The 26,996-nt window shown below is 69.7% G+C and carries 23 protein-coding genes and 1 pseudogene; 15 read left to right on the top strand and 9 right to left on the bottom strand.

Annotated elements, in window-relative coordinates; translation table 11 throughout:
* Together RBH18_RS31035 and pflA are read left to right on the top strand one after the other, a co-directional pair.
* A partial coding sequence (locus RBH18_RS31035) for a pyruvate formate lyase family protein (RefSeq protein WP_306214012.1) occupies positions 1-1,238 on the top strand: 1,238 nt, incomplete at its 5' end.
* Entirely contained in the window at positions 1,238-1,996 is a 759-nt protein-coding gene (pflA, locus tag RBH18_RS31030; RefSeq protein WP_306214011.1) for a pyruvate formate-lyase-activating protein, read from the top strand. The genes RBH18_RS31035 and pflA, both read left to right, overlap by 1 nt.
* 219 nt (positions 1,997-2,215) lie before the next feature.
* On the opposite strand, the gene RBH18_RS31025 is transcribed toward pflA, so the two are convergent.
* The 4 genes from RBH18_RS31025 to RBH18_RS31010 all read right to left on the bottom strand — a co-directional run bounded on the left by RBH18_RS31025 (position 2,216) and on the right by RBH18_RS31010 (position 7,366).
* Complete coding sequence (locus tag RBH18_RS31025; protein ID WP_306214010.1) at positions 2,216-2,344, bottom strand: hypothetical protein; 129 nt, start codon at positions 2,342-2,344, stop codon at positions 2,216-2,218.
* 51 nt (positions 2,345-2,395) lie between these two features.
* A complete protein-coding gene (locus RBH18_RS31020) occupies positions 2,396-2,650 on the bottom strand; it encodes a hypothetical protein (RefSeq protein WP_306214009.1) in 255 nt (84 codons plus the stop codon).
* 180 nt (positions 2,651-2,830) lie between these two features.
* Positions 2,831-5,404, bottom strand: a complete 2,574-nt coding sequence (adhE, locus tag RBH18_RS31015; protein WP_306214008.1) for a bifunctional acetaldehyde-CoA/alcohol dehydrogenase — start codon at positions 5,402-5,404, stop codon at positions 2,831-2,833.
* 1,071 nt (positions 5,405-6,475) lie between these two features.
* On the bottom strand, positions 6,476-7,366 hold the full coding sequence (locus RBH18_RS31010; protein WP_306214014.1) for a universal stress protein: 891 nt from the start codon (positions 7,364-7,366) through the stop codon (positions 6,476-6,478).
* Positions 7,367-7,649: 283 nt separating this feature from the next.
* On the opposite strand from RBH18_RS31010, the gene RBH18_RS31005 reads away from it, so the two are divergent.
* Together RBH18_RS31005 and RBH18_RS31000 are read left to right on the top strand one after the other, a co-directional pair.
* Entirely contained in the window at positions 7,650-8,240 is a 591-nt protein-coding gene (locus tag RBH18_RS31005) for a DoxX family membrane protein (RefSeq protein ID WP_306214007.1), read from the top strand.
* Positions 8,241-8,300: 60 nt separating this feature from the next.
* The gene (locus tag RBH18_RS31000) at positions 8,301-8,702 is read left to right on the top strand and encodes an ATP-binding cassette domain-containing protein (RefSeq protein ID WP_306214013.1); all 402 of its coding nucleotides are present in this window, start codon (positions 8,301-8,303) and stop codon (positions 8,700-8,702) included.
* A 28-nt stretch (positions 8,703-8,730) separates the two neighbouring features.
* On the opposite strand, the gene RBH18_RS30995 is transcribed toward RBH18_RS31000, so the two are convergent.
* Positions 8,731-9,375 carry a response regulator gene (locus RBH18_RS30995; protein WP_306214006.1) on the bottom strand — a complete coding sequence of 215 codons (645 nt, stop codon included), beginning with the start codon at positions 9,373-9,375 and terminating at the stop codon, positions 8,731-8,733.
* 156 nt (positions 9,376-9,531) lie between these two features.
* Here RBH18_RS30995 and RBH18_RS30990 point away from each other — a divergent pair, with 156 nt between their 5' ends.
* The 5 genes from RBH18_RS30990 (at position 9,532) to RBH18_RS30970 (ending at position 14,127) form a co-directional block, all read left to right on the top strand.
* On the top strand, positions 9,532-11,253 hold the full coding sequence (locus RBH18_RS30990) for a GAF domain-containing sensor histidine kinase (RefSeq protein ID WP_306214005.1): 1,722 nt from the start codon (positions 9,532-9,534) through the stop codon (positions 11,251-11,253).
* A 79-nt stretch (positions 11,254-11,332) separates the two neighbouring features.
* Complete coding sequence (locus tag RBH18_RS30985) at positions 11,333-12,292, top strand: Acg family FMN-binding oxidoreductase (RefSeq protein WP_306214004.1); 960 nt, start codon at positions 11,333-11,335, stop codon at positions 12,290-12,292.
* 9 nt (positions 12,293-12,301) lie between these two features.
* Complete coding sequence (locus RBH18_RS30980) at positions 12,302-12,847, top strand: universal stress protein (protein WP_306214003.1); 546 nt, start codon at positions 12,302-12,304, stop codon at positions 12,845-12,847.
* Positions 12,844-13,833 (top strand): Acg family FMN-binding oxidoreductase, encoded by a 990-nt coding sequence (locus tag RBH18_RS30975; protein ID WP_306214002.1) that lies wholly within the window; start codon positions 12,844-12,846, stop codon positions 13,831-13,833. The genes RBH18_RS30980 and RBH18_RS30975 overlap by 4 nt, the downstream gene beginning before the upstream one ends.
* A gap of 93 nt (positions 13,834-13,926) precedes the next feature.
* Positions 13,927-14,127 carry a DUF1918 domain-containing protein gene (locus RBH18_RS30970; protein WP_306214001.1) on the top strand — a complete coding sequence of 67 codons (201 nt, stop codon included), beginning with the start codon at positions 13,927-13,929 and terminating at the stop codon, positions 14,125-14,127.
* A gap of 359 nt (positions 14,128-14,486) precedes the next feature.
* On the opposite strand, the gene RBH18_RS30965 is transcribed toward RBH18_RS30970, so the two are convergent.
* Positions 14,487-14,948 (bottom strand): universal stress protein, encoded by a 462-nt coding sequence (locus RBH18_RS30965; RefSeq protein ID WP_306214000.1) that lies wholly within the window; start codon positions 14,946-14,948, stop codon positions 14,487-14,489.
* A 298-nt stretch (positions 14,949-15,246) separates the two neighbouring features.
* On the opposite strand from RBH18_RS30965, the gene RBH18_RS30960 reads away from it, so the two are divergent.
* The 4 genes from RBH18_RS30960 to RBH18_RS30945 all read left to right on the top strand — a co-directional run bounded on the left by RBH18_RS30960 (position 15,247) and on the right by RBH18_RS30945 (position 20,785).
* The gene (locus RBH18_RS30960; protein ID WP_306213999.1) at positions 15,247-17,778 is read left to right on the top strand and encodes a cation-translocating P-type ATPase; all 2,532 of its coding nucleotides are present in this window, start codon (positions 15,247-15,249) and stop codon (positions 17,776-17,778) included.
* Between the two features lie 61 nt (positions 17,779-17,839).
* On the top strand, positions 17,840-18,712 hold the full coding sequence (locus tag RBH18_RS30955; protein WP_306213998.1) for a universal stress protein: 873 nt from the start codon (positions 17,840-17,842) through the stop codon (positions 18,710-18,712).
* Between the two features lie 10 nt (positions 18,713-18,722).
* A complete protein-coding gene (locus RBH18_RS30950; protein WP_306213997.1) occupies positions 18,723-19,925 on the top strand; it encodes a GNAT family N-acetyltransferase in 1,203 nt (400 codons plus the stop codon).
* Entirely contained in the window at positions 19,922-20,785 is an 864-nt protein-coding gene (locus RBH18_RS30945) for a universal stress protein (RefSeq protein WP_306213996.1), read from the top strand. The genes RBH18_RS30950 and RBH18_RS30945 overlap by 4 nt, the downstream gene beginning before the upstream one ends.
* A gap of 437 nt (positions 20,786-21,222) precedes the next feature.
* Here the strand turns inward: RBH18_RS30945 and RBH18_RS30940 are convergent.
* A pseudogene (locus tag RBH18_RS30940) lies at positions 21,223-22,024 on the bottom strand (TerC family protein).
* A 181-nt stretch (positions 22,025-22,205) separates the two neighbouring features.
* Here RBH18_RS30940 and RBH18_RS30935 point away from each other — a divergent pair.
* Entirely contained in the window at positions 22,206-22,511 is a 306-nt protein-coding gene (locus tag RBH18_RS30935) for a helix-turn-helix transcriptional regulator (protein WP_306213995.1), read from the top strand.
* A 177-nt stretch (positions 22,512-22,688) separates the two neighbouring features.
* Entirely contained in the window at positions 22,689-25,226 is a 2,538-nt protein-coding gene (locus tag RBH18_RS30930; RefSeq protein WP_306213994.1) for a hypothetical protein, read from the top strand.
* A 49-nt stretch (positions 25,227-25,275) separates the two neighbouring features.
* Here RBH18_RS30930 and RBH18_RS30925 read toward each other — a convergent pair whose 3' ends face one another.
* Entirely contained in the window at positions 25,276-25,887 is a 612-nt protein-coding gene (locus RBH18_RS30925) for a CBS domain-containing protein (protein WP_306213993.1), read from the bottom strand.
* A 4-nt stretch (positions 25,888-25,891) separates the two neighbouring features.
* On the bottom strand, positions 25,892-26,908 hold the full coding sequence (gene gap / locus RBH18_RS30920) for a type I glyceraldehyde-3-phosphate dehydrogenase (RefSeq protein WP_306213992.1): 1,017 nt from the start codon (positions 26,906-26,908) through the stop codon (positions 25,892-25,894).
* Positions 26,909-26,996: the final 88 nt, after the last annotated feature.

Below are 26,996 nucleotides of genomic sequence, written 5' to 3'. Positions count from 1 at the left end.
TCGGCTGCGACGGCCGGCCGCTGGTGACCCGCACCAGCTTCCGCTACCTGCAGACCCTCTACAACCTCGGCCCCGCGCCAGAACCGAACCTGACCGTGCTCTGGTCCCCCGCGCTACCCGACGGCTTCAAACGGTTCTGCGCCCAGGTGTCGGTCGACACCAGTTCCGTCCAGTACGAGAACGACGAGCTGATCCGGCCCGCCTACAGCGACGACACGGCGGTCGCCTGCTGCGTCTCGGCCATGCGGGTCGGCAAGGACATGCAGTTCTTCGGCGCCCGCGCCAACCTCGCCAAGGCTCTGCTGTACGCGATCAACGGTGGCCGGGACGAGCTGACCGGCGAGCGGCTGTTCGAGAGCACGCCGATCACCGACGATGTCCTCGACTACGACACCGTGCTCGCCGCCTACGACAAGACCCTCGACTGGCTGGCCGAGACGTACGTCGACGCGCTCAACGTCATCCACTACATGCACGACAAGTACGCCTATGAGCGCATCGAGATGGCCCTGCACGACTATCCGGTGCACCGCTTCCTGGCCACCGGGATTGCCGGCCTGTCGGTCGCCGCAGACAGCCTGAGCGCCATCAAGTACGCCCAGGTGAAGGCGCTGCGCGACCAGACCGGGCTGGTCGTCGACTATGCCGTCGACGGCGACTACCCTGCCTTCGGCAACAACGACGACCGCGCCGATGCGATCGCCGTCGACCTGGTCGAGCGGTTCATGGCCAAGATCCGCCGGCAGCCCACCTACCGCGGTGCCGAGCCGTCACTGTCGGTGCTGACCATCACGTCGAACGTCGTCTACGGCAAGAAGACCGGCAACACCCCCGATGGCCGGCGCGCCGGCGAGCCGTTCGCACCCGGCGCCAACCCGATGAACGGCCGCGACAAGCACGGCATGGTCGCCGCCGCCCTGTCCGTGGCCAAGCTGCCCTACAGGGCGGCCCGCGACGGCATCTCCCTGACCATCACCGTCACCCCCGACGGCCTCGGCCATTCCCGCGACGAACGCATCACCAACCTGGCCGGTGTGCTCGACGGCTACACCGACGGCGGCGGCTTCCACATGAACGTCAACGTGCTCGACCGCGCCACCCTCGAGGACGCCATGCAGCACCCCGAGAAGTACCCGCAGCTGACCATCCGGGTCTCCGGCTACGCCGTCAACTTCGTCAAGCTCACCCCCGAACAGCAGCGCGACGTCATCTCCCGTACCTTCCACGGGTCGCTGTGATGACCGGCCTCATCACCGCCGCGCCCGCGGTGACCGGCTCCGTCCACTCCTTCGACCTGTCGACCGGGGTGGACGGGCCGGGCACCCGGTTCGTCGCGTTCGTCGCCGGCTGCCCGTTGCGCTGCCAGTACTGCCACAGCCCCGACACCCAGTACCGCCGCTACGGCACTTCGCGGACGGCCGACGAGCTCCTCACGGAAATCCGCCGGTACGAGCGCTTCCTCAAGGTTGCCGGTGGCGGGGTGACCATGAGCGGCGGCGAACCGCTGCAACAGCCCGCCTTCACCCGCGAAGTCTTACGAGGCTGCAAGGAAATGCAGTTGCACACCGCCCTGGACACCAGCGGCTTCCTCGGCGACCGCGCAGACGACGCCCTGCTCGACGCCACCGACCTGGTACTGCTCGACATCAAGTCCGGCGACCCGGCCACGTACCGGGCCGTGACCCGCACCGGCCGTCTCGCGCCAACGGTGCGCTTCGCCCACCGCCTCGCCGACCGCGGCATGCCCATCTGGGTCCGCTTCGTGCTCGTCCCCGGCCTCACCGACGACCCCGCGAACGTTGACGCGGTCGCGGCCATCTCGGCCTCCGTGCCCACCGTCGAACGGGTCGAGGTGCTGCCGTTCCACCGCCTCGGCGCGCAGAAGTACGCCGCCCTCGGTCTGCCCTTACCTCTTGCCGAAACACCCCCGCCAGGCCAGGCCCTGCTCCGGCGGGTGCACGACCAGTTCCGTGACCACGGGTTGGCCGTGCACTGAACCAGCCGCCGCGGTGCTCGCTGCAGACAATGCCGACTGTCATCGTCGCCATCCATGCCTGGGCTCGGATGACCGAGGACGGCGGAATCTTTCTGTGCCTATGAGCTCTCGGGGGAGCCTGGATGCGAACTGCCGCCAAGGCGGTAGAGGTCTTCTGCACTGCAGCGGCGATGGCGTCGTGCACGGGCGCAATGACGGGATCAGCTATCACGGTGACCGTCAGGCGCCCGCGTAGGACAGCGCCGCGAACGTGACGCCCGTGTTGCCCGGGGTGGCCACCAGCGGCACCAGGCGCTGGTGGTCGATGAACACCCGCTGCAGACCGGTGCGGTGCAGCGCGCGGAACACCGCGCCGAGTGGCCTGGCCGACGCCGCACGTGCCGCTGACCTTCGCTGTTCTCACATCGTGTCCACGGTCGCGGCGAACCGGCTCTCGTCATTCGCGGTGGCGGGAATCGCGACCGGTCGGACGCCGGTGTTGTTGCCCAGCTGATCCGGCCCGGCCGACTGGGTGCACGCGGGGCGGGCGCTGTAGCGGGTGCTGCTGGTTGCGACCCGGCGGTACCTGGCCACCACCCCGATAAGCCAGCCGGCGGAGATCCCGGGCCCGCCACCCCGCGACGCTCGATCGCCGAGGTTCTCTGCGACCCTCATCCCTGGTCGTGACGAGGGTCGTCGCCGCAGTGGCGATCGCGGCCGCGGCCGCGGCGTCTATGGCGCCTACCGCATCGGCGATTGGGGGCCAAGGCCGCGTGGACCGGCAACTTCAGCACCACTGCGACCGATACGGGCAACGACGGCCCGCACGACTGATCGCCCTTTCCTATAGGCCGGTCAACCGTAGTAGGCGTCCCTCATCAGCTGCTGCATGTCGTCCAGCAGCGGCATCCTCGGGTTGGCCGGTGCGCACTGGTCCTCGTACGCGTTGAGAGCCTGCCGGGGCAGAGCGGCGAGGAAGTCGCTCTCGTCGACGCCAAGCTTGGCGAAGGAGGGTTCGATGCCGACCGCGTCCCGCAGCGCCTCGACGGCCGCGGCGAGCGAGGCCACTCCCTCGTCCGCTGTGGTGGCGGGCAGGCCGAGCATCCGGGCGATCTCGGCGAAACGCTCAGGGGCTCGATAGCTCTCGTACTTGGGCCAGCCGGACAACTTCGACGGCATGGTGCCGTTGTAGCGGATCACGTGCGGCAGCAGCACCGCGTTCGTACGGCCGTGGGCGATGTGGAACGTGGCGCCGAGCGTGTGCGACATGGCGTGCACGATGCCCAGGAAGGCGCTTCCGAACGCCATGCCCGCGATCGTGCCCGCGTTGTGCATGTGCTCGCGGGCCTCCGCGTCCCCGGCCACCACCGACCGCTCGAGATTGGCGACGATGAGCCGGATGGCGTGCAGCGCCAAGCCGTCGGTGAAGTCGCTGGCGTAGACGGACACATACGCCTCGATCGCGTGGGTCAAGGCGTCGAAGCCGCTGTCCGCCGCGATCACGCGAGGCAGGCTCGCCGCGAGTGCCGGGTCGACGATGGCGACGGTCGGGGTGAGCGCGTAGTCGGCCAAGGGGTACTTCTTGCCGGTGACGTGGTCGGTGATGACCGCGAACGGCGTGACTTCCGCGCCGGTGCCCGAGGTGGTCGGGATGCAGACCAGCTGGGCCAGCGCGCCGAGCGGGGGGAACGCGAAAGCGCGCTTGCGGATGTGGAAGAACTTCTCACGCATGTCGTCGAAGTCGACCTCGGGGTGCTCGTACTTGAGCCACATCACCTTGGCCGCGTCCATGGCCGAGCCGCCGCCGAGCGCGATGATCGTGTCCGGACGGAACGAGCGCATCAGCGTGGCTCCCCGGTCGACCGTTGTCATCCGGGGCTCGGGTTCGACATCGTCGATGATCTGCAGGGCCACCCGGTTCGACCGGCTCTGCAGGACTCGGTTGATGCGGTCGACGAAGCCGAGGCGGGTCATCGTCTCGTCGGTGACCACCGTGACGCGCTGCACGTCCCGCATGTCGGTGAGGTAGCGAATCGCATGCGGCTCGAAGTAAATCTTCGAGGGCACCTTGAACCACTGCAGATTGTTGGTGCGCCGGCCGATCCGCTTGACGTTGATGAGGTTGACCGCCGAAACGTTGTTCGACACGGAGTTGCCGCCGTAGCTGCCGCAGCCGAGGGTCAGCGACGGCAGGAAAGCGTTGTACATGTCGCCGATGCCACCCTGCGAGGCGGGTGAGTTCCAGATGATGCGAACGGCTTTCATCCGGCCCCCGAATTCCTTGACCAGTTCGTCGTCCTCGGTGTGGATGACCGCGCTGTGCCCGAGCCCGTGGAACTCCACCATCTGAGCCGCAAGGCTCAGGCCCTCCTCGCGGGAGCGTACGCGCAGCACGGCCAGCACCGGCGCGAGCTTCTCGCGGGTCAGCGGCTCGGTTGGGCCGACCTCGCCGACCTCGGTCAGGATGATCGAAGTCTCCGGTGGCACCTGAAAGCCTGCCTGCTCGGCGATCCACGAGGCGGTCCGCCCGACGACGTCCGGGTTCAGCCGATCGTCGTCGCAGCCGGTGCCGCCGGCCGCGACCCCGAAGATGAACTGCTCGAGCTGCGCCTTCTCGGCGGGCGTGGCGACGTACGCATGCAGCCGGCCGAACTCGGCGAGCGCGGCGTCGTAGATGGCGTCGTCGAGGATGACGGCCTGCTCGGAGGCGCAGATCATGCCGTTGTCGAACGACTTGGACAGCACGATGTCGTGCACGGCCCGGCGGAGGTCGGCGCTCGCTTCCACGTACGCCGGGACGTTGCCGGCGCCGACGCCCAGCGCGGGCTTACCGGCTGAGTAGGCGGCGCGGACCATGCTGTTACCGCCGGTGGCCAGAATCGTCGCGATGCCCGGGTGGTGCATCAGTGCGGTGGTCGTCTCCACCGACGGCTTTTCGATCCACTGGATGCAGTGCTCGGGTGCGCCCGCCGTGACGGCGGCGTCACGCACGACCCGGGCCGCTTCGGCGCTGCACCGCTGCGCCGCTGGGTGGAAGGCGAAGACGATCGGGTTGCGGGTCTTGAGTGCCATGAGCGCCTTGAAGATGGTCGTGGAGGTGGGGTTGGTGACCGGCGTGATGCCGGCGATGACCCCGACCGGGTCGGCGATCTCGACGATGCCGTTGATGTCGTCCTCGGCGATCACCCCGACCGTACGCAGCTTGGCCATGCTGTGGGCGACGTGCTCGCAGGCAAACAGGTTCTTGACCGCCTTGTCCTCGAATACGCCACGGCCGGTCTCCCCGACCGCGAGCCGAGCCAGCGTGGCGTGCTGATCGAGGGCCGCCACGGACGCCTTCTTGACGATCCGGTCGATCTGTTCCTGGTCGAAAGCGGCGTACTCGTCCAGTGCCCGCAGCCCTTGGGCCACGAGAGTCTCCACAGTCATGACGTTTCCTCTCCCGCCGATCGCGATCACGCGACACCGAAGAACATGCCCGAGGTCAGCGCCTCGCGGTCGTTGTAGGCGAACTCGGGTGCGGAATCACGATCCGGGTCCTCACGTCTGGCCCTCCTCGGTCTTGTCACTTCCGACGTTAGGAGCGACTTTGCGGCCGGGACAGAACCGACTGTCCCGCAGCGGCGGGACCTTCGTCCCGGTCTGCGGTCAGCGACCTACCAGGCAGGCTGCGTGACCGAACGCGGCCGGGCCGATACGACAGCCACGGGACAGCGGACCCGGACCAGCACCGCTCCGCCGTGCCGCCGGTCGACGCGTCCTGGTCGCTGGACGCCCCGATGACCAGCACAGACGCGCCCGCACTGCCATCAACGAGCGCGCTGGCCGGATCGGAGTCGTGTACGACGTCACGCTCCACGGTCATGCCGGCCGCGCTGAGATGTTCGTCCACGAGTACGTTGACCAGACGAATGGCTTCGCCGTGGGCGGTGCCCGAGTCGTTCGTCCCGGTAGCCAGGACGCCGCCGCCGCAGCTCCGCGTCCGCGAGCCGGGCCAACCGGAGCACGGCGTCCCGGCCGGCCGGGTTGGCGGCGGCGAGCACGGCGCCCTCGCGGCGAGCGGCGCGGAGCCGATCAAGCGCCACGCGCGGGACGGGGATCTGAGCGACCGGCCATCTGTTGGTGTGCCGATGCGGCACAGCGGCCGCGAGTGCCTCCGCAGCCCGGGTGACCGGCGAGGGGCGGGTGGCGATCACCCGGGCGACCAGGCCGGGTTCGTCGGACTCCGGGAACAGCGTGAAGTCGGAGCGGTAGCGTGTTCCGGATCGCGAGGCGCAGCGTGAACACGGCGGCACCCACGCTGATCAGCTGCTCACGCCCGTCCGGGTCGAGCACGTGCAGACGACGGGACGGGTCGGCGTACACGTCGACGCGACCGCCCCGGACCTGGAACTTCCAAGGCTGGCCGTGGTGCAGGGACGGTGCTGCCGTCGCGGTGCGCACGCAGTCGAGCAGGACCTTTCGAACCGGTGGCGTGATCGTCGTGGTCATCGTTCCTCCTCACATCGCCGATGCGTGCCCGGGCGACGTCGTCATGGTGTCGGCGGTGACCGGCCACCGGGCTGGGATCAGCACCGTCGGGCTGGTCTTCCGCGCCCCCGCGTAGGCCTCCCGGGCGCTGCGGAGAAGCTCGGCGAAGCTGCCGCTGCGGCCGATCCCGGCGACCATGAGGCGACTGCGCCGCAGCGCACGTTCGATGGTGTACGCCACCTCGAAGTCGTTCACGACGAGAGGCTCGACCGGAACATCGGGAAACCGGGCGACCCAGCCGGCCACTGCCTCGGCCAACGCCCGCTCCGCGGCCGCTCGTTCCTCGGCGTACGCGCCCGGTTGCACGGCGGGCGGGACGCCGTCCGCGGCGCCGGGCCGCGTCCACATGTGCATCGCGGTGAGGGGGGCCTTGGCCAGTGCGGCGCGCTCGAACGCGAACCCGAGCGTGGCATCGCACTCCGGCCGGGCCGAGGTCGCCACGACGATCGGCCCGTCGGATGGCATGGTGCCGCGATAGACGAGCAGCGGGCAGGCGCTGTGGTAGGCCAGATAGGCGGTGGTCGAGCCCCAAGCCGGTCGGGTGTACGCGTCGTCGCGGTGCCCCAGCACGAGCAACCGCGCGCGTCCCGAGAGCTGGGTCAGCAGGTTGGCGGCGCCCCCGTCAAGCAGTTCGGTGGCGACCGGCAGATCCGGCGCGGTCAGCCGGGCGCGGCTGGCGACCAGATCGAGCAGCCGCTGGGCGTCGTAGCGGGACGGCACGGTTCCCCGTCCACGGTAGGCGCCGGTGTACCGGCCCGGCCAGACATGCACGATGAGCAACGGGGCCCGGTACAGAACCGCTTCCGCAACCGCAAGATCGACCAGCGCCGGACTGGTACGCGAACCATTGACACCGACCATGACCGGCCGGTTCCGGAGTGTCGACACATCGCTGGGCATAGTCGCAACGTAGGCACGCAGGAGCGGCCTGCGTCACGGGCTGTAGGCACCATCGATCGGGCCGTCCGGCCCTGCCGTCCACGTCCGTCCGGCCCGACGAAGACGGGATCACGCTGACACCCGCTCGTTCCCGACGGTCAGGCGAACAGGACTTTCGTCCTTCCCAGATCAGGGCCATCGCCTCGGGATTCCGCCCGCTGACCGGCGCAGGCTCAAGGCACAGACATCGACGAGGGAGGACACCATGACAACCATCGGCCGGGGCACTGCCGCTCACCTGGAGCACGTCGAGGCTCCCGGCTCCATGCTCACCAAGACCGCCGCGAGGGCGCTGGCCGTGCTGCGCATCTCCACCGGCTTCGTCTTCCTGTGGGCGTTCTTCGACAAGCTGTTCGGGTGGGGCTTCGCCACCACCTCGGAGCGCGCCTGGATCAACGGCGGCTCGCCCACCAAGGGCTTCCTGTCGGGCGTCGAAGTCGGCCCGAGCTGGTTGCAGACCTTCTTCCACAACATCGCCGGCGACCCGTGGGCCGACTGGCTGTTCATGCTCGGCCTGCTCGCCATCGGCCTGGCCTTCGTGCTCGGCATCGGCGTGCGTCTCGCCGCCGGGGCCGGCGCGCTCATGATGCTGCTCATGTGGACCGCCGAATGGCCGCTCGACAAGACCACCGCTGCGGGCGAGCCCAGCATGTCGACCAACCCGATCGTCGACTACCACATCATCTACGGCCTCGCCGGCATCGTCCTGGCCCTGACCTACGCCGGTCACACCTGGGGGCTGGGCAAGTGGTGGGCCTCCCTGCCCGTCGTCCAGAAGAACCGCTGGCTCATCTGACGCCATGCGTACGCACCGACGGGACACCCTCGCCCGGCCGCAGCCACTGCGACCGGGCGAATCGGCGTCTCGCATCGCCGTGCAGGATGTGAGCAAGACGTACGGGCAAGCGGGTGCCGTCGACCAGGGAGCTTCTCCGTCGGCGACGGCGAGGTCTTCGCACTGCTCGGTCCGAACGGCGGCGGCAAGACCACCATCGTCGGGATCCCGGGGGGCTACCGCACCCGCGATTCCGCCCCGGTCGACATCCTCGGGTTCGATCCCTCGACCCGCGGCTCGGCCTACCGTGCGCGCATCGGGGTGGTGTTGCAGCCCGCGGGCTTCGAGGAGGAGTTCACCGTTCGGGGGACCTTCCGCCCCGGCGCGGGTGCTGAACGCGCGCCGCTCATCACCGCGCCACATTCTGCCGGGAAACGCTCAACCTATCGATCACGACGCCGCGGTGGGCTGCCTGCCTTCTGACGGCCGGCACCGGTGAGATCACTGCCGATCAGCCGTGCGGATGGTCTCCGAGCAGGCGGGTGGCAAGCACTGCCGCCTGGGTACGCCGTTCCAGGCCGAGCTTAGCCAAGAGACTCGAGACATAGTTCTTGACGGTCTTTTCGGCCAGGAATAGACGTCCGGCAATCTCCCGGTTGGTGAGCCCTTCGGCGATGAACTCGAGGATGCGGCGTTCCTGGTCGGTCAGCGACGCCAGTTCCTTGGGCTGTTCGACTCCGTGGCGGATGCGCTCCAGCACCCGCTGGGTGACCGCCGGATCCAGCAGCGACTGGCCGGCGGCTACCCGGCGTACGGCATCGAGCAGGTCGTTGCCGCGGATCTGCTTGAGCACGTAGCCGGAAGCGCCCGCCATGATCGCCGCGAACAGAGCCTCGTCGTCCTCGTACGAGGTCAGGATCAGTCCCTTGATCGACGAGTCGACGGCCCGGACGTCGCGGCACACGTCGATGCCGTTGCCGTCGGGCAACCGGGCGTCGAAGATCGCCACGTCGGGCCGCAGTGCCGGGATGCGTCCAGCCGCCTCCTGGGCAAGACCGGACTCCCCGATCACCTCGATGTCGCCGTCGGCCTGCAGCAGATCGACCAGGCCGCGACGCACCACTTCATGGTCGTCGAGCAGAAAGACACGGATCATTCGTACTTCTTACCGCGTCCGAGTGGCTTGAGCGTAGGGGCCAACGGCCCCCCTTCCAGCCGCATCACGGGCGCCGGCCGACCATCCGGGACCATGGGGGAAGTCAGGGATTCCGGCACGTTCCGCGAGGCCGGGGCGGGCACTACTCTCATCGTCATGGTGGAACGTCACTTGCGGGACGACCGGCTCGATCCGCCTTCGCTCGGCCTCACCCCTCTTTCCCGCGTCCGGCTCGACGAGCTTCTGCAAGAGATGCTCGATCGGGTCGGCGACGTCGTGGCCAGCCGGGAGCGGCTGCGCGCGTTGCTCGACGCCGTCGTCGGCATCGGCACCGACCTCGACCTGCGTAGCACCCTGCAGCGCATCGTCGAGGCCGCCTGTGCGCTGGCCGGCGCCCGCTACGGCGCCCTTGGGGTGCTCAGCGCCGACCGCGCCACCCTGTCTGACTTCATCACGTACGGCATCGCCCCGGCCGCGCACGCGAAGATCGGTGACCTGCCGCACGGCCGCGGCGTCCTCGGCGTGCTGATCACCGACCCGCATCCGGTGCGCCTGCCGGACATCACCAAGCACCCCGACTCGTACGGCTTCCCGCCGCATCACCCGCCGATGCACAGCTTCCTCGGGGTCCCCGTGCGCACCCGCGACCAAATCTTCGGCAACCTCTACCTCGCCGAGAAGCAGGGCGCCGACGAGTTCAGCCAGGACGACGAGGAGATCGTCGTCGCGCTCGCTGCCGCGGCCGGCGTCGCGATCGACAACGCCCGGCTCTACGAGCTGGCCCAGCGCCGCGAACGCTGGCTCGCCGCCACCGCCGAGATCACCAGCGTGCTGCTCGGCACCGTTCAGCGCACCGACGCCCTACGCCTGATCGCCCGGCGGGCTCGCGAGGTCTCCGGCGCCCACCTGGTTCTGGTCATGCTCTACGACGAGAACAACGCGCGTTACACGATCGAAGTGGCCGACGGCGCCGACCCCTCGTGCGGCGACCTCGCCGGCAAGGTCGTGCCCGTGGAGCCGGCCGCAGCGGCGGAGTTCGGCCGGGAGAAGTACCGGGCCATCGACAATCTGCGGGCTGTCACCGAATGGCCCGGGCCCGTTCCGGATGGTCCGGCGATGGCCGTGCCGCTGGCCGGCCCGGACACTCTGCACGGCGTGCTGATCGTCACCCAGCCCGCGGAACAGCCACCCAGTGACAAGGACGCCGCGCAGCTGTCGACCTTCGCGGGCCAGGCGGCGCTCGCGCTCGAACGAGTCCGCGCCCAGGAGGAACGCCAGCAGCTCGTGGTGCTCGAGGACCGCGAGCGCATCGCCCGCGACCTGCATGACGTGGTGATTCAGCGGCTGTTCGCCACCGGCATGCACCTGCAAGGCGCGGTGCACCAAGCCGGCCCCGAGGTCGCCAAGCGCATCAACACCGCCGTCGACGACCTCGACGCCACCATCCGTGACATCCGCCGCTCGATCTTCGAACTACGCGCCCCGACAGGACCGTCCCTACGCGCCGAACTCAACGAGGCGGCCGAGGCCGCCGCCGGGGCGCTGGGGTTCGGGCCTGTGCTGGACACGTCCGGACCGGTGGACAGCGCCATCCCCGACGACATCAAGCCGGAACTGGTCGCGGTCCTCCGCGAGGCCCTGTCGAACATCGCCCGCCACGCCGAGGCCACCAGCACCCGGGTCTCGCTGCGGGTAGCCGGCGGTGAGGCGATCCTGAGCGTCGAGGACGACGGCGTCGGTTTCGACCCTGCCCGCGCCCGCGGTGGCGTCGTCAACATGGGCGAGCGCGCCCATGATCTCGGCGGCAGCTTCGAGATCGGTGCCGCACGGGACGGCAGCGGGACGTTGCTGACCTGGCGCGTTCCGATCGGCGGCTGAATGAAGGACCTTCGGCCCTGACCAGTGGCCGAGGGAGGCGGCACGGTGGTGGGGATACCGGACGACGGAGGTCCCCACCATGACACCGCTCGAGCAGGCCGCCCGCGCAGCACAACACGCGCCCTCGGTCTTCAACACCCAGCCGTGGAACTGGCAGATCACCGGCAACGCCCTCGACCTGTACGCCGATCCGGGACGCCGCGTCGACAGCATCGACCGCGACGGCCGGCTGCTGCTGCTCAGCTGCGGCGCCGCCCTGCACCACGCCCGTACGTACCTGGCCGCCGCCGGGTGGTCCGTGACCGTCGAGCGCATGCCCGACCCAAAACGGCCCCAGCTGCTGGCCCGCATGACCCTCGGCAACCCGATCCCACCCGACCCCGAAGCGACCCGGCTGGCCGCCGCGATAGCCCGGCGGCGCACCGACCGGCGCGCCTTCGACGACCGGCCGGTGACCGAGTCCGAGCTGACCAAGCTCCGCCGCTTCGTCGAGTTCGAGGGCGCCTACCTGCACACCGTACGACCCGACCAGGTCGCCATGCTGGCCATCTCGACGGAGATCGCCGCCGGTGCCGAGCTGGACGACCCCGCCTACCAGAAGGACCTGCACGACTGGACCACCCGGCCCAGCCCAGCCGGCGACGGCGTGCCACCGGGAACAGCGGTCAAACCGGAACTGCGCCGCGTTCCGGTCCGAGACTTCTTCCCGGACGCCACCGCGAAGCTCGAGGCCGGCGCCGCCCACGACCAGGGCGCCGCGTACGTCGTGCTGTTCGGGCCGGACGACAAGCCCGGAAACCTTCTCCGTGGCGGCGAGGCCCTGTCCGCCCTGCTGTTGCTGGCCACCGCCGACGGGCTGGCCACCGCCCCACTGAGCGACGCCGTCGAGGTGGAATGGCCTCGTCACCTGGTGCGCGGCCTGATCGCGGACATCGGCGAGCCATACCTCCTCGTCCGGCTTGGCTACCGCCACGATCGTCAGGGCGTGCCGGCCGCGCCGCGCCGCGACACCGCGGACGTCATCACCACGACGAGGTAGGTGGCCATCATGGGCGGCTCCATCGCGGTGGGATACAGCGGCGCGGGCGGGTCCGAGGCGCTGGCGAGGGCGACCGAGCAGGCCGAACGAAGCGGTGCACGGCTGACGATCGAGCACGTCTGCGTGCCGGGTTCGCCGCTGACCGGCGCGACCCATACCGGACTCGAGTTGCTCGATCCTCCGCTCGCCCGCGCCTACGCCAAGGCACAGATCCGCCTCGGCGGACACCGAGTGGCTTGGGAGATCTGCAGCGGCGATCCAGCCGCTGAGCTGGTCCACACCTCCGTCGGCGCCCACCTCCTGGTGATCGGCGCCGGTGAAGGCGGCCGGAGCGTACGCCGGATCATCCGGCACACGCACAGCCCGGTCGTCGTGGCCCGGTCGGCGAGGCTGCCGGCGCACGCGCCTTTCGCCGGACATGTGGTGGTCGGCGACAAACGCCGTGGGGTGATCGGGCGTGCCCGCACTGGCGACGTTCCGTTGACCGTCGCCACCGAAGCCACCTGTCCGGTTGCAATCGTCCCGGTCGAGCATGACGAAGGAAACCTGCTGTGAACGGCTACAGCGAGGCGGAGCTGCGGGCGGCCGCGGAGGCCGGAATCCGCGCCCCCTCCATGCACAACAGTCAGCCCTGGCAGTTCCGGCTGCGAGATGGGGCCATCGAGGTGCTCGCCGACCCGGCCCGGCAACTCGCCGTCGCCGACTGGTCCGGCTGGGCCGCCCGGCTCGCGTGCGGTGCGGCCACCTACAACGCCCGCCTCGCCCTGGCAATGCACGGCCGGCCCGCCGAAGTGAGACTGCGCCCCGACTCCGGGAAACCGAATATCATCGCCCGGCTCACGCCCGGACGCGAACGGCCACCGACGTACGCCGAGCAGGATCTGCACGCCGCCATCCCGCGCCGGCACAGCAACCGTGCGCCGTTCTGGCCCGATCCGGTGCCGGCCGATGCCCGCGTCCGCCTCATCGAAGCTGCCCGCAGCGAGGCGGCGTGGCTGGACCTGCTCGTCGGCATGACCGCCCTCACCGGTTTCGCCGAGATCGCCGGCAGCGCCGACCGGGTGCTGCGCCGCGACGACCGCTACCAGGCCGAATTGATCAGCTGGACGCAGGTCGATCATGCACCGGACGGCGTGCCGGTCACCGCTGGAGCACCCCAGCCCGAAACGCAGGATCTGATACCACAAAGGTCCTTCGGTGACCGGCACCGCGCTCCCGGCCGCAACTACGAGCCCGAGCCTCTCATCGCTATCCTGGGCGTTTCCGGTGACCGGCCGATCGACCAGATCACCGCCGGCCAGGCCCTGCAGAAGGTGCTGCTGACCGCCACCGACGCCGGCCTGTCCGCGTCGATGATTTCGCAACCGATCGAGGTCCCGACTGCCCGCGACCAGCTGCGCCGATCACTGGGACGCTCGGGCTTCCCACAGCTGACGCTTCGCATCGGCTACGGCACACCTCGGAGCGCCACGCCGCGACGCGCCGTCACCGACGTCCTCCTCGCCGATGAGCACACGGGCCTTCGGTCCCCCGGAACGTGAGGACATAAGCCTCTGACGCCCTGGCCATCCACCGCGGATTCTGGTCATCGACGCTCGGTAGGGGCGTCGGATCAGCGCGGTTGGAGGTTCATCATGTTCGCCCGGGTCGGTGATCGGATCATCGTCGACGGCATCCACCACGAAGGCGACCGTCGCGCCGGTGTCATCATCGCCGTCCGGAACGCCGACGGCGCTCCGCCCTACGAGGTGCGCTGGTTGCACGACGACCGCAAGTCGCTCATCTTTCCCGGTGAAGAGGCCGAGATCGAGCATCACGGCTCCGCAGCCACGTGACGCGTCATTGCCTCTCGTCAGCGCCGCTCGGGCGGGACGGAGAAGGGGTCACGCTGACCATCCCGTGCCGCGAGACGTTCCATGGAACGCCGATATCGGCACTGTGTGATCCTCCTCGAGCAGAGCTGCGCGACCAGCGAGCCCTCTGGGCTGCCGGATCCGCTGGCAGGTGTTGCTCCGTGGTGGCGTTCCCGCTCGCGTGGTCCTTGCCGGACGTCAGAGAAAGACGGCAGTCAGCAACGTCACGGTGAGTATCGGCAGAAGGATCACCTGGGTCATCTCCGCACCAGTGCCTGTTCGGCTCGGCCACCGAGGGGAGTGTGATCGGTGGACCGCACTCCCTTCGTCCTGTCGGCTCATCAATGCTTGCCGCGCACCACGACCACCGGGCAGTGGGCGTGATGAACGCAGTGCTGGCTCACCGATCCGAGTAGCGCACCGGCGAAGGCACCGTGGCCTCGCGAACCGACCACCAGAAGCGCGGCATGGGCCGACGCGTCGATAAGGGCCTGGGACGGGTTGCCGGGCACGACGCTCTGCAGCACCTCCACGTCGGGCGTGGCGGCGTCGACCACTGCGTGAACTGCCTCGTCCAACACCTTTCCGACGCTGACAGCGATGTCCTCGTACGGAACGGGACCGGCCCAGCCGTAGTAGGTCGGGTACTCCCACGCCGCCACCGCCTGCACCCGTCCACCGGCGAGCCTGGCCTGCCCGACAGCCCAGCGCAAAGCGGCTGTTGACGACGGCGAACCGTCGACGCCGACCACGATGTCGGCTGCCCGGACATCGGTGAGATCACGTGCCTCGAAACTCGTCATGACATACCTCCGATCGACCGACCACGAGGCCGGATGCGATCGCCGGCCTCAACTCGACCGTGCGCCGGTGCTACCAAGGCCGGCAGTGCCGAAAGCCCCGACGTCCGCGGGATGGTCACATCGAGTCAGGTCCTTCGACTCATTCGCCGGCGAACCGCCAATCGCACGATGGTCGCAGAAGCCAGCTGACACGATGTTGATCGAGTTGCTGAAGGCCCGTCCTGGTAGGACCTTCGGCCCTGCCGGGCGGGATCCTGTTGACGGACCGTGAGGGTTGACACCAACGCGAGGAGCAGCCGTGGAAACCACTGTCGTCCATCATGCTCAGGCCGGGCTGACAGCTGCTGAGGCAAGCCGGCGACTCGTCACCGACGGCCCCAATGCGGTGGCCGCACCTGCCCCCCGCCGCCTCGCCGCGCGGATCGGCCGCCAGCTCGCCGACCCGCTGGTGGCGCTGCTCCTGGCCGCCGCCGTGGTGACCACCGTTCTCGGGGACATCCCCGACACGGCGGTCATCGCCCTCGTCGTCACGATCAACACGCTCATCGGCGTGGTGCAGGAAATCCGGGCCGATGCGGCCATCGCGGCGCTGGACCGCTTGGCCGCGCCCACCGCGCGTGTCGTGCGTGACGGTCGCGATGTGATCCTCCCGGCCGCGGAACTGGTCCGCGACGATCTCGTGCGGCTGGAGGCCGGCGATGTCATCCCGGCCGACCTGCAACTGGTGGAAGCCGAGCGGGCGGCCTTCGACGAGTCTGCCCTGACCGGTGAATCCGTGCCCGTGCACCGCTCGGCCGGCCAGGATGCCGGCTCGGGCACGGTTCTCACCACGGGCCGCGCCACCGGAGTGGTCACCCGGACCGGCGCGGCAAGTTCGCTCGGGCGTATCGCCGCGCTGGTCTCCCGGACGAAGCCGGCCCCGACGCCCCTGCAGCGGCGCATCGCCGGCCTGGGGCGCGTGCTGGGTCTGTCGGCGATCGCCGTGTCCGGCGTCGTCTTCGCGATCGGCGTACTCTCCGGCGAGCCACTCGTCCGCATGGCCATCACCGCGGTCAGCCTCGTCGTCGCGGCCGTACCGGAGAGCCTGCCCGCCGTGGTGACGCTCGCCCTCGCGCTCGGCGCCCGCCGCATGGCCCGCACGAAGGCAATTCCTCGGCGGCTGCACGCGGTGGAGACACTCGGCTCGGTGACCGTGATCGCGTCCGACAAGACCGGCACGCTCACGCAGAACCGCATGTCGGTGCAGCAGGCCGCCACCGCGGACGGCGCCCGCTACACCGTCGCGGGCACCGGCTACGCCCCGGAAGGCGTGGTCACTCCGGCCGACAGAGATGTGGACGGACTGCGTCGCCTCGCCCGCGCCGGTCTGCTCTGCAACGACGCGGAACTGATCCCGCCCGGCGGCGAGCGCACCCAGTGGACAGCGGCCGGTGACCCTATGGAGGCGGCGCTGGTCGCCTTCGCGGGCCGGTGCGGCCTCGACATCACCGCCGACCGTGCCGCCTCGCCCCGCGTCGCGGAACAACCTTTCGACCAGGCAAATCGCCGGATGACGACCGTGCACCGGCTCGGTGATGGCACGTACCTGAACGTGCGCAAGGGCGCCCCGGAAAGCGTTCTCGAGCCGGTGACCGACGCCGGCCTGCTCAGTGCGGCCGCCGAAATGGCCGAGGGCGGACTTCGTGTGCTCGCGGTCGCGACGGCGGTCACGGCGGAACAGCCGGATCTGGCGGACCCACCGCCGCTGCGAGCCGCCGGGCTGGTCGGCATCGGCGACCCGCTGCGTCCGAGCGCCCGGGCGACCGCCGCGGCGTTCGAGGCTTCCGGCGTACGCCTGCTGCTGATCACCGGCGACCACCCGGCCACCGCCGCCGCCATCGGCACCCAGCTCGGCATTCTCGAGCCCGGCGATCGCGTCGTCGTCGGCGACGCCGGCCCACCGAGTCCCGATGACATCGCACACGCCCGCGTGTTCGCACGTACCCAGCCGGAGCAGAAGCTCGACATCATCGCCGGCCTGCAACGTCGTGGCGAGGTTGTCGCGATGACGGGCGACGGCGTCAACGACTCACCCGGGCTCAAGCGCGCCGACATCGGCGTGGCCATGGGCAGCGGCACCGAGGTCGCCCGCCAGGCCGCCGAGCTCGTGCTGGTCGACGACAACCTCGGCACCGTGGCCGACGCCATCGGTGAGGGCCGCCGCATTTACGACAACATCCGCCGGTTCCTGCGCTACGCCCTCTCCGGCGGCATCGCCGAGCTGCTCGTCATGCTCGCCGGGCCGCTGCTCGGCATGCCCGTGGCACTCCTGCCGGGCCAGCTCCTGTGGGTCAACCTGCTGACGCACGGCATCCCCGGCGTAGCGATGGGCGCCGAGCCTGCCGAACCCGGCGTGCTGCGGCGCAAGCCCCGCTCGCCGCAGGAATCGGTGCTCGGCGACGGTCTGCTCGCCAGCGTGCTGGCCGGCGGCGTCTGCCTCGCCACCGTCGTCCTGGCCGCAGGCGTGACCGCCGACCGCATGGGCCTGCCGTGGCAGTCCGTCATGTTCGTCGTGCTCGGCCTCGCCCAGCTCGGCGTCGCCCTCGCCGTACGGGTGAAGCACACGCCCGGCACTCCACGCAACTGGTCCCTGCTCGCCGCCGTCGCGGTTTCCGGCATCCTGCAGGTCGCCGGCGTGGCACTGCCGACGTTGCGCACGTTGCTCGGCACCGAGGCGCTGTCGCTGCCAGTACTCCTGGCCTGCGCGGCCGTCGCGGTCGTTCCCGGGCTCGCGTTGCGCGTCGTCTACGGCGTGTGGGCGGGACTTCCGGCCCGCCGGGCGAGGACCTGACGCCCTGCCCCCTCGCATCGACGAGTCCAACGATGAAGGGAGAGCAGAGAGGAGCACGGCCATGAACACCCAACCCATCGTCGTCGGCACCGACGGCACCGAACCGAGCGCCATCGCCGTCGACTGGGCGGCCCAGGAGGCCCATCGCCGCCACTTGCCGCTGCGTATCGTGCACGCCTTCGATGTCGAGTGGCGCGGCGAGCGCTACACCGTCGGCACCGAGCTCGTCGACCACGCCTGGAAGCTCGCCGATGCCGTGGTGGCCGCGGCCTGGGACCGGGCCCGCGACATCGCACCCGACATCACCATCGAGACCGAAACGCTCATCGGGCACGCCGCTCCGCGGCTGCTCGAGATGGCCCACAGTGCGGAACTGCTCGTGCTCGGCAGCCGCGGCCGCGGCGGCTTCGCCGGCCTGCTGCTCGGCTCGGTCAGCCAGCGTGTCGCCACGCATGCCCCCTGCCCGGTCGTCGTCGTCCGCGGCCACGCCACGACCGCCGAGGGGCCCATCGCGGCCGGCGTCGACGACTCCCCCACCGCCGACCTCGTGCTGGAGACCGCCTTCACCGCCGCGACCGAACACGACTGCCCGCTCACCATCGTCCGGGCCTACCTTCCGGTGATTCCCCTGTGGCTGTCCGACGTGGCTCCGCCGACGGTCGACACACCCCAGCAGGACGCCGCCGAGAGCGAACGGCTCGACGCGCAACTGGTCCCGTGGCGCGCCAAGTACCCGGACGTGCCGGTCACGACGGTGATGACCCACGAGAGCGCCGCCTTCGCCCTCGAACGCGAATCCCGGCGGTCCCGCCTGGTCATCGTCGGCAACCGCGGACACGGGCTGCTCGCCGGCGCGTTCCTCGGCTCGACCACCCTGCAGCTGCTGCACCACGCCGGCGCTCCGGTGTACGTCACCCGGCCGCGATCGGCCTGAGGAGGCCGCCATGGCGCTCGATGCCCTCACCTCCGACGGCGGGATCATCAGCATCCGGCCGGTGCAGCCGGACGACCGCGAAGCCCTGGCCCGGCTGTACGGGGAGGCAAGCCCGGAAAGCCTACGGCTGCGGTTCTTCGCCGCGCCGAGTTCGGCCGGTCTCGCCGCAGAGGTCGACCGGCTGTGCGCTCCCGAGTCGGACGGGCACGTGGCGATGCTGGCCGCCGAGGGAGACGAGCTGATCGGGCTGGCGTCGTGCGGGTGTCCCGACCGGGCGGGCCGGCGGGCCGAGTTCGCCGTCTTCGTGGCCGATGCGCATCGTGGCCGCGGCATCGGCACTCTGCTGCTGGAGCACCTCGCCGCCCGGGCACGCCGGCACGGCATCGAGCAACTGATCGGCGAAGTGCTCCCGGGCAACGCCGCCATGCTGCGCGTGGCCCATGACCTCAGTCCGGACGCGTGGTCCCGCCTGGACGCCGGCGTCGTGGACGTGGGCCTTGCCGTCGCCGACGACGAGACGGCCGGACCGGCCGTCGACGCCCGCGACCGCGCCGCGGAACGCGCGTCGCTGCGCGCAGTGCTGTCTCCGACGTCAGTCGCCGTCGTCGGCGCGGGCCACCGCCCCGGCAGCGTCGGGCACGAAACCCTGCGGGCATTGCGGGAGTACGGCTTCGCCGGCCGTCTCCACGCGGTCAACCGCAGCGGGGCAACGGTGCCCGGGATCCCGGCCTGCCGGTCGGTCGCAGAGCTGCCGACCCCGGTCGATCTGCTGGTCGTAGCCGTGCCCGCTGAGCAGGTCCTCGACGTGGTCGCCGACGGCGCGGTCGCCGGGGTCGCGCACGACCCGCTGCTCGGCCTCGGCGGCGTGCACACCGACCTGCTCGGCGACCGCGCGCTGCGCCTGGTGCCGATGACCGACCTCGACGCCGGCCGCATGTGGCGCAGCCTGCGAGCCGCACCGCTGCTCACCGGCTACCGCGGGTCGGTCCCGGTCGACACCGCCGCGCTGGAAGACCTGCTGCTGCGCCTCGGCCGGCTCGCCGAGGACCTGCCCGAGGTCGCCGAACTCGACCTCAACCCCGTACTCGCCGGACCCGACGGCGTCGTCGCCGTCGACGCGAAGCTGCGCTTGACGCCGGCAGGCGCCGAGCCGGACCCGATGCTGCGCGCCCTGCGCCCGGCAGACCCGTCCCGAGAGGAGACGCCATCATGACCGCCCAGAGAATCATCGTCGGCTACGACCGCTCCCCCGACGCCAAGGCCGCCGCCCGGTGGGCCCTCGACGAGGCCCGACGCACCGGCGTGCCGGTCGAGTTCCTGTACGCCTTCGAATGGCCGGCCTGGCTGCCGGCGACCTCGACGGTACCGGCCCCATCCGTCTGGCCCGACGGCGAAACCGACCGCGCCATCCACGGTGCGCTCAACGAGGCCGTCGCCCTGGCCAAGCAGAGCCACCCGTCGGTACCCACCCACATCACCTTCGTCCACAACAGCGCCGCCCTCGAGCTCATCGGCCGCTCCGCCCACGCAAGCCTTGTCGTGCTCGGCTGCCGGGGACACAGCGCCGTCACCGGGTTGCTCGGCTCGGTCAGCGTTGCCGTCAGCGCCCACGCCAAGTGCCCCGTCGTCGTGGTACGCGGCGAACCGGCCGTAGACGCGCCCGTCGTGGTCGGCGTCGACGACTCCGCCTCGGCCCAGGTGGCCCTGGCCTTCGCCGTCGAGGAAGCCGTCGCCCGCAACGTCGCGCTCCGGGTGATCCGCACCTGGCCGCCGGTGACCGGCATCTGGGAGGAGAGCCCGATGGTCACCCGTACGGTGAGCGAGCAGGAGCGGCAGCCGTTCGACGAGCTCGTCGCCGGCTGGCGACAGAAGCACCCACAGCTCGCCATCACCGCCGAGGCCGTGGTCGAGCACCCTGCCGCCGCGCTGGCCGAAGCGAGCAAAGACGCGCAACTGCTCGTGGTCGGGACACGCGGCCACGGCGCCGTGGTCGGCATGATGCTCGGCTCCGTCAGCCAGCACCTGCTTCGCCACTCCGCCTGCACCGTCGCCGTCGCCCACGGAACCAAGTGAGTCAAGGGGGTGGCGCCTCCGGGCGCCACCCCATCCATCCGCGGCACATCCCCGCCAGCAGCGCGCTTGCGCCAGCGTCGCTTCGCTCTCAGCCGCACGATACTTCCGCAGGTCAGCAACGTCTTTGGCCGGAAATAGCTTGCCGCGTGACAGCTCCGACGGCAGGACGAGCGGGAGTCGATCCGGACAAGTCAGGATGACCATCATCCGATCCTGTCCGATATCTCCCTCTTTATGCATCAGCGTCGTTGCGGCGCGTCGCAACGAACCGCTCCTCGAGCTTGCCCTCTCACGCCCCTCAGATGAAGCCCTTTCATGAGTTACGCGGCAACGTCATATGCGACCCGGCCTGCAAGAATGCCGTCACTCCAGCAACGAACCGGCGCGGAGTCCGAAGCGCAAAACCAGGAGGGGACGGAAACGCACGCCCGCACTCGTCACGACACGGTATGGTTCCCGCGATCGGCCGCCATGCTGCGCAGACTCCAGACGATGGACACCGCGATCGTGCCCACGATGACGCCCAGGGTCACCGGGATCGAAAGCTTACCCACCGGCGTCTCGGAGAGGATGAGCTTGACGCCGGCGAAGGCCAGCAGCACGGCCAGCCGTAGTGCAGGTGCACGAAGCGGCGCAGCAGGCCGGCCATTCAGAAGTAGAGGCTGCGCAGGCCGAGCAGCGCGAACGCGTTCGCCGTCCAGACCGGTCGCCGTGGTAGGCCGGGTCGGTTGGCACGACGCGGCGCACGAGTCGCACGACCAAGTTGTTCTCCGGCGGGCTCTGCTCGCCGCGACGGAAGGCCATCCGGTAGCCGGTCCAGATCAAGAAGGCACCGAAGACGTACGCCGTCCAGAAGAACGTCTCGAGCAGCTCGGCGCCGACGAAGATGAACACCAGCCGCATGACGAGGGCGCCGACGACACCCCAGAACAGCACCTTGTGCTGCAGCGCGGCGGGCACCGCGAACGCCGTGAAGATCAGCGCGAAGACGAAGACGTTGTCGATCGAGAGCGCCTTCTCGATCAGGTAGCCCGCGTAGTAGGTGCCGGCCACCTCTGAGCCCTGCCACCGCCACAGCAGCACGCCGAACAGTAGACCGGCGCCGATCCAGACGGCCGACCAGGTCGCCGCCTCCCGGAAGCCGATCACGTGGTTGTCACGGTGCAGGAACAGATCGACCGCCAGCATCGCCGCAACGGCGCCCATCACCAGAACCCAGGCCCACCAGGGCACGAACATCAGGGAGCTCCCTTCGACCAGATCGGTCGACGGCCTCCCCGCACCACCGCGCTCCAGGTAGCCGCCGGGGCCGGACGGCCGGCCCGTACTGACGACGACGCGCCGAACACTGGGTACTCCCCCTCGAACTACGAACCATTATTCACGAAGTACAGTTCGTACAACAGGGGGAGGCGTACAGATGGCGGCTTGGACTTTCCTGACCAACCACGCGCACGTGCTGCTGGCCATCGCGCGCCAACCGGACGCCCGGCTGCGTGAGGTGGCCGAGACCGTGGGCATCACCGAACGCGCCGCGCAGGCCATCTTGGCTGACCTCGAGGAGGCGGGCTACCTCGAACACACCCGCGTCGGGCGCCGCAACCGGTACACGGTCAACCCGGCCGGCCACTTCCGGCACCCGGCCGAGGCCGACCGACGCATCGGCGACCTGCTCGCCCTGTTCACAACTCCGCCATCACTCGACGACAGGCGGGGCCGCGCGTAACGAGGCGCCCGATTCGTCATCGCCAGTTCCGCCGGTAATCTCACGCCACCAGCAACCGGCGTGAGGGCCGAGTCAGTGGTGGTCGGCACGTTCAGAGGAACTACGGACGGAACGGTGAGTATGGCTGGGCCCGACTACGCGACACTTCGCATGACGCTCCGTCCGCCGAGAGTCGCGGTGGTTTTCGACGGCGGCGACCAGTGGACGTTCTGGGCGAGGGTGGCTTTCCACGCATGCTCGCGGGTGTGGGGTGGCCGAGGTTTCGTCCTCGTCCCTCACCACGACGGGGAAGTAAAAGCCGAGCTGCTTGCCGCCGTACGAGCGTACGACCCGGACTATGTCGTCACGTTGCAGCAGACCTTGCAACATTGGGAAGAGCTTCGGCCGGGAGACGCCGAGATCGTCGAAGCGGCTGACGGTACGCCGCTCTCGCCCGAGGACCGTGCGCGTTTCCTCTCAGCGCACCCGGAGGTGGACGTGCCGTCCGCGGCGGCCGACCGAGCCCGCTCCACCGTCGTCAAGGCATGTGCACCGCACCGCCGGCGGAACCCCGCCGCGGTGCGCGAGGTGGCCGGCGAGGATTGGGATGAAGAGGCCGTCACCTTCTCGGTTCATGGAGACGGCGGCCGGCTGACGCGGATCATAGATGTCGGTGGGCCGTACAGCACGTTCATGCGAGGCACCGCGTGGCCCGGCGGCTCGTGTCTCTCCGCCCCGCCGGACTGGGGCGGCCTTCTCGGCGTAGCAGTCGCGGCGGCCTGCGGAGTCGTCGAGATGCCCGTCGCCGGCCATGATCCCGAACTGAGTGAGCCGGAGTTTCAGTCGCTGATTCCCTGGCTCGTTGAGTCGGGGCTACCGCTCCGACCCGGCACCCGGCTCGGGCAGCCTATCCCCCAACTGATCTGGCAGCCCGACACCGTCAGTCGCAACATCGATCCGTCAAGACTCGGCGTGGCCTTCGACCAGACCACCACCGGCATCACGACGATCGAGAGCGGCATTGGACGGCCACCGCGATTGTTGCTGTCGGTTGGTGACACCGCGGACGACTTCGCCACGGCGCACATCTACCGGCAGCTCTACGGCTCAGCAGTGTGGCTCCCCATACGGTGGTGGCCCACCATCGAAGCCGGCATCTCCGAGACGCCCCTTCAGTTCGTACTGCGGAACAACCTGAGCCGACTCGCCATCCGCGGTCAGGGCACTACGGTCACCAGCAGCTCGGTCGGCACGAACGAGCTGAAAACGATCATCGAACAGCTTCAGCAGCCGACGGCGTACGGCGAGAACGACCTCGAAGCTCGACGAGCCCGCACTCGAGAGCTCATCACGAGCGGCACCCCGGACTGGTCGACCAGGCTGGTGCGATATTGGGCGATCGCCGACGACTTCGACAAGGACTTCGCAGTCCCGATCAACCGCAACGATGCCGGCGATGTCGAGATGGTGATGCCCTGCCCTCCGCCGCTCCCTTCAGATGACGAGCTGGTCAAGACGGCCGACCTGTGGTGGCAGGTGGATGTCCAACTACACAAAACGGAGACTCCGCATGGTCGCGGCTTGGACGGGCACACCCTTCTCGCCGCCGGCGAGGACGAGTATCTGACATGGGTCCGCAGCGGCCGTGACGGGTACACATTCGAGTCCGAGCGCTTCAATCTCATCCGAGCAGGCACACCCCTCGTGGGGAGGCTGGCCCGACCTCGTCTCCAGGCACCGAGCGTTCGCGCCTGGGCATCACTCATGGCGACTCAACGCGGATATGCGGTGCGCCTGTCCGCGTCCGGACGCCGGGTCGAGATCATGCGACGGCTCTGGGGAGATCGCAGGGCGCTCGCGGCCACGTTCGCGGGCTCCATGCTCCCGGTTCTGCGAAGGTTCCGGCCGGCGCACAGAGCTGCCGGACTGAGTCTCGGTCCAGAAGAAGGAGTCGCTCTGCCGACCGGCTCTGGCGATGTGCTGTTCGAGCCGTATCTGACTCTCGACGGGCTGATGAAGGCAGCCGGAGCCGAGCAGGAAGCGATCAGCGAGGTTCGCCAGCAGGCTGATGACCTGCTCGAACAGACCGTTCTCCGGCGCGGTCTCATCCTCGGTTGCGCGGAGTGCGGCAAGCTTGCCTTCGTTGTCATCGACGATCTCGGACAGGTGAACCGCTGTCCGCGCTGTGCCGCACACAACCAGCTGAGGCAGCCGCGGTGGAGGTCACCGATGTCTGAGCCTCGGTGGTTCTACGACCTGCACCCGACAGTCCGAGAGCACATCGCCCAGGACGGGGACATGCCACTTCTGCTCTCTCATTATCTCCGATCGGGCAGCCGTGACTACGCCGACGTAGCCGAGCTAGAGCTGCTCGACGCCTCGGGATCACCGGTCGCGGAGGTCGATCTTCTCGCCCTCGCCGACAGGCAGGTCATCACCGCCGAGACGAAACGGCCGTCCGACATGGGGTCGGGCAAGGCACTACGGCATGCGATCGCCAAGCGGGCAATGCTTGCGGAGCAATTGCAAGCGGATCAGATCCTGCTGGCCACCGCCGCTCCTTCATGGCCGAGCACCGTCATCGAGGCGCTCAGCGAGGAGATTACGAAACGCCCGTGGTCGCGGGTTGTTCCCCACGCTCGACTGGTCTGCGGTCTCGGCACCGGCACTGTGGTCGACCTTCAGGTCGATCCGGCTACCAACGCGACCACACCATGGCCGGCACAGCGCGGGTGAGGAACCGTCTCCAGACGGTTCCTCACCCGCAATGCCTCGAAGCAGCGCTTCAACCAGCCGCCGCTACGACGTGGATATCGGCGATGCCCGGCACCGTTCTCGCGAGCACCGTCACCACGGCTTCTTCGGTGTCGTTGACGAAGACACCAGCGACATGGGCTACACCGCTGTCCACGGTCACACTCCAGCGGTGCTGGCCGTCGGCGTATTCGTCGAGCCGCTGCTGGACCTCGCGGGCGAGCACCTCGTCGCCGCGCACCATCGCACGCAGGATGTCGCGGCGGCTGATGATGCCGACCAGGTCGTCGTCGTCGAGCACCGGGATGCTGCGGACGTCGTTCCCGAGCATGGTCTCGGCGACCTCGGCCACATCGACGTCCGGATACGTGGTCAGCGGGTACGGCGACATCACCTCGCACACCATTCCGGGCCGCTCGGCCGGATCGGTGCCCGGGATGCGCCGCGCGTGGGCGGTCGGGTCCGCCGGAACCCGGTGCCACAGCAGGTCGCTCTCGCTGACCATGCCGACCAGTCGCCCGTAGCCGTCGACCACGGGCAGCGCAGTCACGGCCTTGGCGGCCATCAGCTGGGACGCGCTCTCCACAGAGCAGGTTTGTACGACGGTGTGCACGGGGCTGGACATGATGTCCCGGGCGCGCATGATGTCACCTCCCGGCCATCTGCTGGGTGAGGTCGACGAGGCGGTTGGTGTAACCCCACTCGTTGTCGTACCAGCCGAACACTTTGGCCAGGCGGCCCTGCGCCTGCGTCAGGCGCGCGTCGAACACGCACGACGCCGGGTCGCCGATGATGTCGGTGGAGACCAGCGGCGCCTCGGTGTAGCGGATGATGCCGTGCATCGGCTGGCCCTCGCCGGCGGAAGCGGCGACGACCTCGTTGATCCGCGCGGCGGTGACGTCGGTGGCGAACTGCAGCGTCAGGTCGCTGATCGAGCCATCGATGACCGGCACCCGCAGCGCCACACCGTCGAGCCGGCCGGCCAGCTCGGGCAGCACCAGGCCCACGGCCTTGGCGGCGCCGGTGCTGGTCGGGATGATGTTCACCCCAGCGGCGCGGGCACGCCGCGGATCCTTGTGCGGCGCGTCGAGGATGTTCTGGTCGTTGGTGTACGCGTGCACGGTGGTGAGGTAGCCCTGCTCGATGCCGAACGCCTCGTGCAGCACCTTGATCATGGGGGCGACGCAGTTGGTGGTGCACGACGCGGCCGACACGATCTGGTGACGCTCCGGGTCGTACGTGTCGGCGTTCACCCCCGGCACCAGCGTCGCGTCGACGCCCTTGCCCGGGGCTGAGATGAGCACGCGGCCGGCACCGGCCTTGAGGTGCAGCGCGGCGTCGTCGCGGGTGCGCAGCTTGCCGGTGGACTCGATGACCAGGTCGACGCCAAGCTCGCCCCACGGCAGCGCGTCCGGGCTGCGTTCGGCGTACGTCGGGATGGTGTGCCAGCCGACGCTGAGCGCACCGTCGTCATAGCCCACCTCGGCGTCGAGCCGCCCGAAGGCCGAGTCGTACTCCAGCAGGTGCGCCAGCGTGCCGGCGTCGTACAGGTCGTTGACGGCGACGACCTCGAGCCCGGCGTTGGCCAGCTTCTTGTCGGTCAGGCGGCGCAGGTAGTTACGGCCGATCCGGCCGAACCCGTTGATGGCGATGCGGTAGGTCATCGTCGTCCACCCCTTCTCTGTCCTCCCCTTCAGCCTCGCGCCGCCGACCCGGCCGGGGCAGTGCCGAAGGACCCGTACGGCTGGGACC

It is taken from the genome of Actinoplanes oryzae, from assembly GCF_030757795.1.
Lineage (GTDB): Bacteria > Actinomycetota > Actinomycetes > Mycobacteriales > Micromonosporaceae > Actinoplanes.
Note: the sequence above shows the minus strand (reverse complement) of the source record. Positions and strands in the feature narration are given on the sequence as shown.

Excerpts from the sequence above, each read along its gene's own strand:
- RBH18_RS30970 (WP_306214001.1), top strand. The coding sequence starts at position 13,927 with ATGTTCGCCCGGGTCGGTGATCGGATCATCGTCGACGGCATCCACCAC.
- RBH18_RS30935 (WP_306213995.1), top strand. The coding sequence starts at position 22,206 with ATGGCGGCTTGGACTTTCCTGACCAACCACGCGCACGTGCTGCTGGCC.
- RBH18_RS31020 (WP_306214009.1), bottom strand. The coding sequence starts at position 2,650 with ATGAGGGTCGCAGAGAACCTCGGCGATCGAGCGTCGCGGGGTGGCGGG.
- adhE (WP_306214008.1), bottom strand. The coding sequence starts at position 5,404 with ATGACTGTGGAGACTCTCGTGGCCCAAGGGCTGCGGGCACTGGACGAG.
- pflA (WP_306214011.1), top strand. The coding sequence starts at position 1,238 with ATGACCGGCCTCATCACCGCCGCGCCCGCGGTGACCGGCTCCGTCCAC.
- RBH18_RS30925 (WP_306213993.1), bottom strand. The coding sequence starts at position 25,887 with ATGCGCGCCCGGGACATCATGTCCAGCCCCGTGCACACCGTCGTACAA.
- RBH18_RS30995 (WP_306214006.1), bottom strand. The coding sequence starts at position 9,375 with ATGATCCGTGTCTTTCTGCTCGACGACCATGAAGTGGTGCGTCGCGGC.
- RBH18_RS31010 (WP_306214014.1), bottom strand. The coding sequence starts at position 7,366 with ATGGTCGGTGTCAATGGTTCGCGTACCAGTCCGGCGCTGGTCGATCTT.
- RBH18_RS31005 (WP_306214007.1), top strand. The coding sequence starts at position 7,650 with ATGACAACCATCGGCCGGGGCACTGCCGCTCACCTGGAGCACGTCGAG.
- RBH18_RS30980 (WP_306214003.1), top strand. The coding sequence starts at position 12,302 with ATGGGCGGCTCCATCGCGGTGGGATACAGCGGCGCGGGCGGGTCCGAG.
- RBH18_RS30950 (WP_306213997.1), top strand. The coding sequence starts at position 18,723 with ATGGCGCTCGATGCCCTCACCTCCGACGGCGGGATCATCAGCATCCGG.
- RBH18_RS30945 (WP_306213996.1), top strand. The coding sequence starts at position 19,922 with ATGACCGCCCAGAGAATCATCGTCGGCTACGACCGCTCCCCCGACGCC.
- RBH18_RS30985 (WP_306214004.1), top strand. The coding sequence starts at position 11,333 with ATGACACCGCTCGAGCAGGCCGCCCGCGCAGCACAACACGCGCCCTCG.
- RBH18_RS30965 (WP_306214000.1), bottom strand. The coding sequence starts at position 14,948 with ATGACGAGTTTCGAGGCACGTGATCTCACCGATGTCCGGGCAGCCGAC.
- RBH18_RS30990 (WP_306214005.1), top strand. The coding sequence starts at position 9,532 with ATGGTGGAACGTCACTTGCGGGACGACCGGCTCGATCCGCCTTCGCTC.
- gap (WP_306213992.1), bottom strand. The coding sequence starts at position 26,908 with ATGACCTACCGCATCGCCATCAACGGGTTCGGCCGGATCGGCCGTAAC.
- RBH18_RS30955 (WP_306213998.1), top strand. The coding sequence starts at position 17,840 with ATGAACACCCAACCCATCGTCGTCGGCACCGACGGCACCGAACCGAGC.